This window comes from Micrococcus sp. LASM2_SD2, assembly GCF_057364565.1.
In genome coordinates, this window is the sequence record NZ_JBNFOB010000069.1 from 1 (window position 1) to 9,320 (window position 9,320).

The following is a 9,320-nucleotide window of genomic DNA, read 5'->3' on the forward strand; positions in this document are numbered from 1 at the left end:
GGTCCAGGACGGGGTCCTTGCCCTCGCGCTTCTGGCGGTCGTAGTCCTTGACCAGGCGGATGGCCACGGGCGAGAGAAGCACCAGGGCGAGGATGTTGACCCAGGTGTAGAGGCCCACGCCTGGCGCCGGCATGGACCTGGCCGGCCCCACGGATAGTGAGACTCCTCGTGGAGACAGGGTTCGTCGTCGTCCATCAGGAGCACCGCACCGAGGCTGGCCAGTCAGGACCGTATCCTCGGTATCGCCGCCTGGAGTCCACACCGTCCATCCCGCAGGGAGCACCACCTCAGGATCCGCGTCGAGAACGTGGGGAAGATCTCCCCGGACGGCGCCCGCGCCTCAGCCCCCGACACCGCGGTGCCGGGTGGCGGGCCCGGCATCCGGGTGGAACGTGGGCTCCCGGTAGTCGGGGTCGGCGCGCTCGGCGTCCTGGTCATAACCGGGGGAGCCGTCGCCGAAACCACTGTCCAGGGGGGAGCGGACCATCAGCTGGTCCTTCGGGATCTCGATGCAGCCGCCCCCGCCGCGCACGATCAGCACGGACTCGCCGCCGCCATGGTCATACTCCGCGGTCAGGGCGAGACCGGTCTCGGCATGCTGGGCGTTCCAGAGGGTGTTCACCGGCGCCTTGGGGTCGAGCCGTTCGGCGATCTCCACCGTCCAGCCGTGCTGTTCCAGGTAGGCCCGGGCGGGTTCGGCGGCGGTCTTCGCCGCGTCCAGGTCCGGCACGCCCTTGCGCAGGGAGAACAGCCAGCGGGTGGCGCCGGGGCCTTCGTCCGTGCGGGGGTCCACCGGCCCGGTGCAGGAGACCTGGGCGAGGTCTCGGAGGCCCGAGGTGTCGATCGCGTCCATGACGGCGGGCAGCTGCTCCTCCAGCAGCTGCTGCTGCCGCTCCAGCAGTGCCGGAGTGGGTTCGGGGCGTGTGGCCGTGGTCTCGGCGGACATGGAGGGCTCCTCGGGGTTCGGGGTGGGGGTGCTCTCACCGGAGCCGGCAGGGGCGGTCTGGCTCGGGCTCCCGCTTGCGGTGGCCGCGGGGGTGTTGCTCTCGGCATCCTGTCCGCCGCAGCCGGCCAGTGCGAGCAGCAGGGCCGCGGCGGCCGCGAGGATGCGGGGAGGACGGTGGGTGAGCGGTGGCGAAGTCACTTCCGGCGCTCCTTTCCGGTTGCGTCCTGGTAGGCCTCGTCCAGCGAGGCACGAGGGAAGTCCTGCAGTAGGGAGTAGTCCTCCGGATGCTTCCGCAGCGGGTCGCGCTCACCGAAGAAGTTCCCGTCCATGCCGATCTCCGGGTACACCTGATCCTCGTAGAGGACGCCCTGGATGTTCCGCAGGGCCAGGGTATCTCCCTGCAGATAGTCGCTGTGGCCGCCGAAGTCACCGTCGCCTACCACGGACTCGCGGTTCCCGGAGCCGTCGAACCGCACGCCGCTCTCCAGGAGCACGACGTCGTCGAACACCTGGTCCGGACGCGAAGAGCCGGTGACCGAGCCGCCCATGCCGAACATCGTGGTGCCGCCCAGCGCACCCTGGGCCGGTTGGACGGCCTGCGCCATGGCGATCATGTCCTTCGGGTTCTGGATCAGATAGCGCTCCGTGTCCGGGTTGGGCAGAGATTCGGCTGGATCGCCGGAGTCGTCACCCATCGGGCCGTACAGCCGATCGATGCCCTGACCTGGGCCGGCGGGGGCGATGTACACGTGTGCGTCCAGCACCATGCCCCGCTTCTCGCCGCTGCCCACCATGGCAGACCCTGCCGAATGGGAGGTCCACACCTTCCGCGGGTCCGTGCCGGCCTCGGCCGTCTGCAGCTCCAGGGCGCGGTCGAACGCCGCCAGCCGCGGCCCTCCCTCCCGGTTGTAGTCGGGGTTCAGATTGGAGGGGACGCCCGGCGGCAGCGCCGTGCCCGCCCAGTAGATGGAGTAGGTACCCAGCGGGGAGTTGCCGTCCATGCGGTCTAGGGCTTCGTTGTAGCCCCGGGTGCTGGCGATCGTGGTGGTGGTGCCCGGGGTGAAGCCCATGATGTGGCGGGTGTCCCTGGTGAGCTGCCCACGGGCCGTGACGATGGCCCCGAGCCCGGCGGTGTCCACGTAGAGGGTGTCGTAGCCCGGCTCCAGGCCGCTGTCCGGGTCCGGGTGGTGGGGGCGCCCGTAGGCGTCGTCTGCCTGCTGCAGCCCCCGCAGGACGGTCTCCTTGTCCTCGATCTGCTCGTCCAGCCTGTTCATCTGTCCCTGGATGCGCAGCCGTTCGCCCTGCCCGCCTGGACCTGGGTGCTCTCCGAGGGACTGCCGCAACGCCTCCCGGCGGGTGCGCAGGTCCGTGAGTTCCTGCTCCTGGGCCGTCAGCAGCCCCTGCACCGTCACCTGGTTCACACGGCCACGGTCGTTGAACGGCACCCCGTTCATGTTCCCGAACACACCCGGGTACTGGTACAGCAGCTGCTCCTGTTCGGCCGGGGTGAGCGCGGCCCAGCGCTCGGCCATGCCCTCCACGTCTTCCGGGCGATTGTGCGGGTCGTGCAGCCGTAGATACTCCTGAACGGCGCGGATCCGGGGGCTGTCGGCGGAGGCGCCCAGGAACTCGTCGCGGGACCGGGTTGCCAGGAACGCCGCGGCCTGCGGGTTCCGGTCGAGCCACTGTCGGGTCTCCGCCTGGCTCATGCCGGAGAGCAGCATCCAGACGTCGTCGTAGCCCTGGGCGGTCACGTTCCCGAATGCGCCGCCCCAGTCGAGGCCGTCCGCGCCGCGCTCTCCGCCGGCCGGCAGCTCGTCGGCCTCACCGCCGGAGATGCCGGAGAGCTCGTCCGCGAACGTCTGCTGGGCGCTCTCCCAGTCCTGCTCCACCCGGTCGCAGTCCCCATTGAACGCGTCGATCTCCGCGGCGATCCGCGGGGCCTCGTCCTCGGGGGCCTGCCCGCCGTGAGCGGCCAGGCCGGCCCTCCGCCCGGTCAGCTCGTCGACGCGCCGCTGCAGCTCCTCGGCCGCGTCCGCCAGGGTGCAGGTGGCCCCGTCCAGGCGGCTCATCGCGGCGGACCAGTCCGCCGTAGGGGCGTCCAGCAGGTCCAGGCCCGAGTGGACCTGCTCGTCAAGGCCGTCCACGTGGAAGCTCGGGCCGAGGCCGCGCCAGGAGCCGGAGGCGTCGTCGTACAGGGCGTCGAGGTCTGACCCGGATTGGCGCAGCCTCTCGGCCGCGGACCGGGCGCCTGCGGCGTCCATCTCCACGCGCGGGACCTCCCGGAGCGGCGGCAAAGGCACCATGCGGATCTCGTCCTCACCCATGTCAGCGGCCCCCGTCCCCGAGTATCGCGGACAGACCGTCCGTGGAGGCCTCGCCGGCCACGGACCGGTCCATGCTCTCGTCCATGCTCACGACCTCCGCCGTCGCCTGGCCCACGCAGGAGGTCTGGTGCAGCACCGTGGCAGCCGCCCGGAAGGGCAGGTCCCGGTAGCGGTCCCAGAAGGAGGAGAACGCGGCCGCCGCCGCCGGCGCGCCCGTCAGTGCGGAGGACAGTGCGTCCCCGTGACCTTCCACGTCGGTGGACAGCACCTCCATGTCCTGGCCGGCCAGCATGGCTCCGTTCAGTGCGGCGACGGTGGCCGCCGGCTGCACCTCGATCCTTGTTCCCCCCATAGGGCCCCTCCCGTCGATATCCTCCCCGGCGCCCCGTGGCGGTGGCCAGAGGCGCCAGCCGCCGGTCGCGCAGACCGTCGGTTCTCGCCCGCCAACCTTAGGCAGAGTCTGTCTGGAGTCGGCAAGGGGTCGTGGACCGCGGAGCACCCCGCCCCTCGACCGCACCTGACCTGCGGCTCTACGACTGGCCAGCCAGGCACCGCCCACCCCGGCGTCCGTCTGGCGTCCACGCCGTCCACCCCGCACGCGCACACGCCGCAGGGGCGAAACCGAGTGGGTCGGCCCCGCTCCTGCGGCATTGAGGTGACGGTGAAGCCTGCTCAGCGGCGGGAAGCACCGCGGTCCATCTGGGCCTTGTTCACGATGGCGATGGCCGCCGTGTCCGGGGCCGAGTCCGCGACCTCGTTCATGGCGTGGTCGGCGTCGCCGGTGCGGGTGAACTCGCCGTGCAGGGACTCCCAGAGGTGGGCGTTGTGCACGCCGATCGCCTTCGGGTCCAGGACGGGGTCCTTGCCCTCGCGCTTCTGGCGGTCGTAGTCCTTGACCAGGCGGATGGCCACGGGCGAGAGAAGCACCAGGGCGAGGATGTTGACCCAGGTGTAGAGGCCCACGCCGAAGTCCGCCATGGCCCAGGCGAACCCGGCCTTCTGGGTGGCGCCGAAGACCATGGAGCCGGCCAGCACGATGTGGGCGATCGCCTCGAGGACCTTCAGGGTGGACTTGCGCTTGACCAGGTACGCCAGGTTGGTGACGGCGTAGAAGTCGAAGGACAGCAGCGTGGTGAACGCGAACAGGAACACGGCCACCGCCACCAGGGACGGACCGAAGGTCGGGATCACCGAGTCGATGGCGGTCTGGGTCCAGGCCGGGCCCTCCTCCACGCCGGGCAGGTTCTCCACGATGGGGGTCTCCCCGTCCGGGCCCATGACGTTGAAGGAGTCCGTGGCGAGGATCATCAGGCCGGTGATGGTGCAGACGAACAGGGTGTCCACGTAGGCGGAGAAGCCCTGGGCCAGGCCCTGCTTCACCGGGTGGGTGACGTTCGCGGCGGCCGAGGCCTGGGCGCCGGAACCGGTGCCGATCTCCGTGGAGTAGATGGCGCGGCGGATGCCCCAGGCGATCGCGGCGCCCATCATGCCGGCATAGGCGGAATCCACGGCGAAGGCGGAGGAGAAGATGAGGCCGAACATGGCCGGGACCGCGGTGGCGTTGAAAGCCACCACGACCAGGCCGATCAGGATGTAGGCGCCGGCCATGAACGGCACGATCAGGCCCACGGTGCGGCCGAGGCGGTGCATGCCGCCGAACACGATGACCAGGAAGAACGCGGCCATGGCCAGGCCCACCCAGAGCGGGTCCCAGCCCCAGGCCTCAGAGGTGGCGGCGGTGACGGCGTTGGCCTGGATCTGCGGACCGGTGATGGTGGTGGCGAACACGGTGGCGGCTGCGTAGGCCACGGCGAGCCAGCGCCAGTTCCGGCCGAGGCCCTCGAGAATGTAGAAGGCCGGGCCGCCGCGGAACTCGCCCTTGACCTTGTGCTTGTACAGCTGGGCGAGGGAGGACTCGGCCACGGCCACGGGGGCGCCGAGGAACGCGGTGATCCACATCCAGAACAGGGCGCCGGGTCCGCCTAGGTACATGGCTGCTGCGACGCCGGCGATGTTGGCGACGCCGATGCGGCCGCCGAGCGCCATGGCGAAGGCCTCGAAGGAGCTGATGCCGGCCGAGGTGCGCCCGCCGTGGATCAGCTGCCCCACCATGTCTCCGATCAGGCGGAGCTGGGGGACGCCCATCCGGATGGTGAAGTACAGGCCGATGGCCAGGATGATGATCACCATGGGCAACGCCCACATGATCGCGTTCGCAGATTCGATGAATGACTGCATGGGAACCTCAAGGTCGATGACAGAGCATATAGGACCTTAGGGCGACCTGAGTCACACCCGCGAGGTTTGATCTGCGGTCCGTTCAGTATGCGTTGGTCAGGGGTTTGCCGGGGTGACGGATTACCAGGCTCGGTGCGTCCTTCCTTATCGCCGACTGACCAGTTCCGACGTCCAGCGTCACAGGCGACGCCGGCACAGGCTGCGCAGCGCCACCCGTGCCGGCATCTCATAGGCCACCGTGAGTCAGACCGGTCCCACCACGGTCAGCCCCGCCCAGGTCCCTCCGGCGACGGGCGAGAGGTCATGCCGCATGGTGACGTGCCAGCCGAGGACCCTGACGGTCCAGCTCCTGGTGCGCGCGGCCGGGCGGGGCCGCTCAGACCAGGCCCTTCTCCTTGAGCCACGCGCCGGCGACCTCTCCGGGCTGCTTCTTCTGCTCGCCGGAGTTCTCCGCGTTCATGGCCATGAGGTCCTCGGTGGTGAGGACCTCCTGCACGGACTCCACGGCCGCGCGGATCTCGTCCGAGACCTTGTCCTTCGCCATGAGCGGGACGATGTTCTGCGGGGTCACCATGCCCTCGGGGTCCTCGAGCGGCACGAAACCGTTCTCCCGGATGGCCGGGGTGGTGGAGAAGATGTTCGCCAGGTCCACGTCCCCGTCCTTGAGGGCCTTGACGGTGAGGGGTCCGCCGCCGTCGCTGATGGGGGTGAACGCCATCTTGTCCGCGGGCACGCCGTAGACGGACTCGACCCGGGCCAGGCCGGCGCCGTAGTCGCGCTGGTTCATCTCCGGCGGGCCGCCCACACGGATCGTCCCGCTGTAGTCCTTTAGGTCCGTGTAGGAGGAGATGCCGTTCTCCTTCGCCCACTCCCCGGTGGCGCACCAGGTGTCCTTGTTCTCCGCCTCGGCCATCGCGAGGGCCTGCATGCCCTGCGGCAGGGCGCCGGCCAGGGCGTCGTACACCTCGTCTGGGCTCGAGGCCTCGACCTCCTTGTCATAGAAGGCCAGCAGGTTGCCGGTGTACTCGCCGATCAGGTCGATGGAGCCGTCCTCGAGGGCGCCGAGGTAGACCTCGCGGGAGCCGATCTGCATCTTCCGCTCGACCGTCATGCCCTTGGCCTCGAGGACCTGGGCGTAGAGCTCGCCGATGATCTCGGACTCCGGGAAGTTGGCGGAGCCGACGCGGACGGTGCCGCCGCCCTCGCCCGACCCGCCGGAGCCGGAGCCGGAGCCCTGTCCCCCGCCGTCGGAGGACAGGGGGGTCCCCGCCGCACGCGGCGAGCAGGGGCGCCCCGGCGAGCAGGCCGATGACGGCACGGCGGCGCAGGAGTGGGTCCGGGGTGTGGTGGGTGGCAGCCATGGCAGCCGTCCTTTCGTGGGGGTCAGCCGCGGGCCTTCAGGCCGGCGGGGGTCATGAGGCGCTGCACGAGCAGCAGGAGGCCGTCGCACACGAGGGCGAGCACGGCGATGAGCACGGCACCGGCGAGCATGGTCACGTAGTCCTGCACGGCGAGCGCGTCGAAGAGGTAGCGGCCGAGTCCGCCGAGGCCCAGGTAGGAGGCCACGGAGGTCGTGGCGATCACCTGGAGGGTGGCCGAGCGCAGCCCACCCATGGCCACGGGCAGGGCGATCGGCAGCTCCACCTGGCCGATCAGCTGGCCGGTGGAGTGGCCATTGGCGCGGGCGGCGTGGACCACCTCGCGGGGCACGGCCTGCAGTCCGGCGTAGGTGCCGGCCAGTAGCGGCGGGACGGCGAGGATCACCAGCACGATCACGGTGGGGACCAGCGCCTGCCGCAGCCCGATGTCCAGGACGATCGCGAGGAAGGTCAGCAGGCCGAGGGTCGGCAGGGCGCGCAGGGCGCTGGACAGGGCCACCACCACGCGGCGCCCCCGGCCGGTGTGGCCGATCCAGACGCCCACCGGGAAGGCGATGGCCGTGGCGATCACCAGGGCCAGCGCGGAGTAGCCGAGGTGCTCGAGTACGCGGGCGGGCACCCCGTTCGGGCCCGCCCAGTGGGCGGGGTCGGCGAACCAGGAGAACAGGTCGGCGATCATCGGCGCCCCTCCTGGACGGCGAGGTCGGGCACCGTGGCGAGTGCCGTCGTCGTGGTGTTCCGGGACGCACGACGACGGCCGCTCACCCGGGCGGCCTTCACCCGCCTCGTCCAGGGCATCAGCAGGGCGGCCAGCGCCACGAGGGCGAGGTCGAAGACGACGGCGAGGAGAGCCGTGCCCACGATGCCCACGACGATCTCGGTGACGAAGCTGCGCGCGTACCCCTCGGTGAAGAGGGTGCCCAGGGACTGCACGCCGATCAGCGCGCCGACGGAGACCAGGGAGAGCGTGGAGGCGCTGACCACGCGGGTGCCGGCAAGGATCGACTCTCCGGCCAGCGGCAGCTCCACCCGCCAGAACCGCTGCCAGGCGCTGTGGCCCTGGGCGGTGGCGGCGGTGAGGAGTTCGGCGTCCACGGCGTCGAAGGCCTCGGAGGCGCTGCGGGTGAGCAGGGCGACCCCGTAGAGGGTGAGGGCAATGACCACGTTGAGCGGATCGAGGATCTTGGTGCCCACCAGGCCCGGGAGGATCACGAAGACCGCCAGGGACGGGATGGCGTAGAGCAGGCTGGAGCCGCCCACGATCAGCCTCCGCCCCCAGCCGGTGGCGTTGGCGAGGCGTCCCAGGGGGAGGGAGATCAGGACGCTGAGCAACACGACCGGGGCGGCGATGGCGATGTGCCGCCAGGTCAGGGTCAGGATGAAGTCCAGGTTGGTGCTGATCCAGGTCACGGCTGCACCAGCGTCCCGGCGACGCGGCCGGAGCCGTCCACCACGGTGGCGGTGCCGGCGCGGTCCTCCAGGTGCAGCGCGCGGCGGTCCCCGCCCACGAAGGAGCGGACGAAGTCGTCCGCCGGATGCAGGAGGATGTCCTCCCCGGCGCCGTGCTGGGCGATCCGTGCGCCTTCGCGCAGGACGAGGACCTCGTCCCCAAGCAGGACGGCCTCGTCCACGTCATGGGTGACGAAGAGGACCGTCTTGGCGAGCTCGCGCTGGATGCGGAGCATCTCGGCCTGCAGGTCCGCGCGGACCACGGGGTCCACGGCGGAGAACGGCTCGTCCATGAGCAGGATGTCCGGGTCCGGGGCGAGGGCGCGGGCCACTCCCACGCGCTGGCGCTGGCCGCCGGACAGCTGCGCCGGGTAGCGCTTGGCCAGGGCCGTGGGCAGGCCGACGAGCTCCAGGAGCTCGTGCGCGTGGTCCCGGGCGGCGCGCGAGACGCGGCCGGTCAGACTGGGCACGGTGAGGACGTTGTCCAGCACAGTGCGGTGCGGCAACAGGCCGGCGTTCTGCATGACGTAGCCGATGCCGCGGCGCAGGCGGACGGGGTCCTGGGAGGCGACATCCTCCCCGTGGACCAGCACCCGGCCCGCGGTGGGGTCCACCATGCGGTTCACCATCTGCAGCAGGGTGGTCTTGCCGCAGCCGGAGGAGCCCAGCAGCACCGTGGTGGTGTGCGCGGGGACCTCCAGGGAGAAGTCCTCCACGGCGCAGGTGCCGTCCGGGAAGGTCTTCCCCACGTTCTCGAAGCGGATCATGCGGGGGTACTCCAGGGGGTCGGGGAGCATGGGGCGGGGCGTCGCGGGGGCCGCGAAAGGAGGCCGTTGCCGACCGGGCGGGCCGGGCCACGTTGACGCCTGGCTAGTCAGGATAGACGTGCCCCGGATCACGGGTCGAGGGTCGGGCCCCGTGCGGCGCCTGACCCCTGGTGGGGGCAGCGTCCCCTGCTCAGCCGGCGGCGGCGCGGACCTG

The 9,320-nt window shown here is 71.1% G+C and carries 9 protein-coding genes; all 9 read right to left on the bottom strand.

Translation table 11 applies throughout. The features are described 5' to 3' along the window. Nucleotides 1-133 (bottom strand): alanine:cation symporter family protein (locus AC2W7A_RS05515; RefSeq protein WP_485990475.1); only part of this gene is annotated, 133 nt, incomplete at its 3' end. Nucleotides 134-340: 207 nt separating this feature from the next. Further along, the gene (locus AC2W7A_RS05520; RefSeq protein ID WP_485990468.1) at nucleotides 341-1,144 is read right to left on the bottom strand and encodes a hypothetical protein; all 804 of its coding nucleotides are present in this window, start codon (nucleotides 1,142-1,144) and stop codon (nucleotides 341-343) included. Further along, nucleotides 1,141-3,273, bottom strand: coding sequence for a hypothetical protein (locus AC2W7A_RS05525; RefSeq protein WP_485990469.1), 2,133 nt, complete (start codon nucleotides 3,271-3,273; stop codon nucleotides 1,141-1,143). The genes AC2W7A_RS05520 and AC2W7A_RS05525 overlap by 4 nt, the downstream gene beginning before the upstream one ends. A gap of 1 nt (nucleotide 3,274) precedes the next feature. Next, complete coding sequence (locus AC2W7A_RS05530) at nucleotides 3,275-3,625, bottom strand: hypothetical protein (protein ID WP_485990470.1); 351 nt, start codon at nucleotides 3,623-3,625, stop codon at nucleotides 3,275-3,277. A 320-nt stretch (nucleotides 3,626-3,945) separates the two neighbouring features. Then, nucleotides 3,946-5,511: an alanine/glycine:cation symporter family protein gene (locus tag AC2W7A_RS05535; RefSeq protein ID WP_485990471.1), complete on the bottom strand. Its 1,566-nt coding sequence runs from the start codon at nucleotides 5,509-5,511 to the stop codon at nucleotides 3,946-3,948. 376 nt (nucleotides 5,512-5,887) lie between these two features. Then, on the bottom strand, nucleotides 5,888-6,829 hold the full coding sequence (locus AC2W7A_RS05540; protein WP_485990472.1) for an ABC transporter substrate-binding protein: 942 nt from the start codon (nucleotides 6,827-6,829) through the stop codon (nucleotides 5,888-5,890). 65 nt (nucleotides 6,830-6,894) lie between these two features. Next, nucleotides 6,895-7,569, bottom strand: a complete 675-nt coding sequence (locus AC2W7A_RS05545) for an ABC transporter permease (RefSeq protein WP_485990473.1) — start codon at nucleotides 7,567-7,569, stop codon at nucleotides 6,895-6,897. Continuing rightward, entirely contained in the window at nucleotides 7,566-8,300 is a 735-nt protein-coding gene (locus AC2W7A_RS05550) for an ABC transporter permease (protein ID WP_485990474.1), read from the bottom strand. Before AC2W7A_RS05550 ends, AC2W7A_RS05545 begins: the two co-directional genes overlap by 4 nt. Further along, nucleotides 8,297-9,106 carry an ABC transporter ATP-binding protein gene (locus AC2W7A_RS05555; RefSeq protein WP_485990476.1) on the bottom strand — a complete coding sequence of 270 codons (810 nt, stop codon included), beginning with the start codon at nucleotides 9,104-9,106 and terminating at the stop codon, nucleotides 8,297-8,299. The genes AC2W7A_RS05550 and AC2W7A_RS05555 overlap by 4 nt, the downstream gene beginning before the upstream one ends. Nucleotides 9,107-9,320: the final 214 nt, after the last annotated feature.

Excerpts from the sequence above, each read along its gene's own strand:
- AC2W7A_RS05525 (WP_485990469.1), bottom strand. The coding sequence starts at position 3,273 with ATGGGTGAGGACGAGATCCGCATGGTGCCTTTGCCGCCGCTCCGGGAG.
- AC2W7A_RS05530 (WP_485990470.1), bottom strand. The coding sequence starts at position 3,625 with ATGGGGGGAACAAGGATCGAGGTGCAGCCGGCGGCCACCGTCGCCGCA.
- AC2W7A_RS05535 (WP_485990471.1), bottom strand. The coding sequence starts at position 5,511 with ATGCAGTCATTCATCGAATCTGCGAACGCGATCATGTGGGCGTTGCCC.
- AC2W7A_RS05545 (WP_485990473.1), bottom strand. The coding sequence starts at position 7,569 with ATGATCGCCGACCTGTTCTCCTGGTTCGCCGACCCCGCCCACTGGGCG.
- AC2W7A_RS05555 (WP_485990476.1), bottom strand. The coding sequence starts at position 9,106 with ATGATCCGCTTCGAGAACGTGGGGAAGACCTTCCCGGACGGCACCTGC.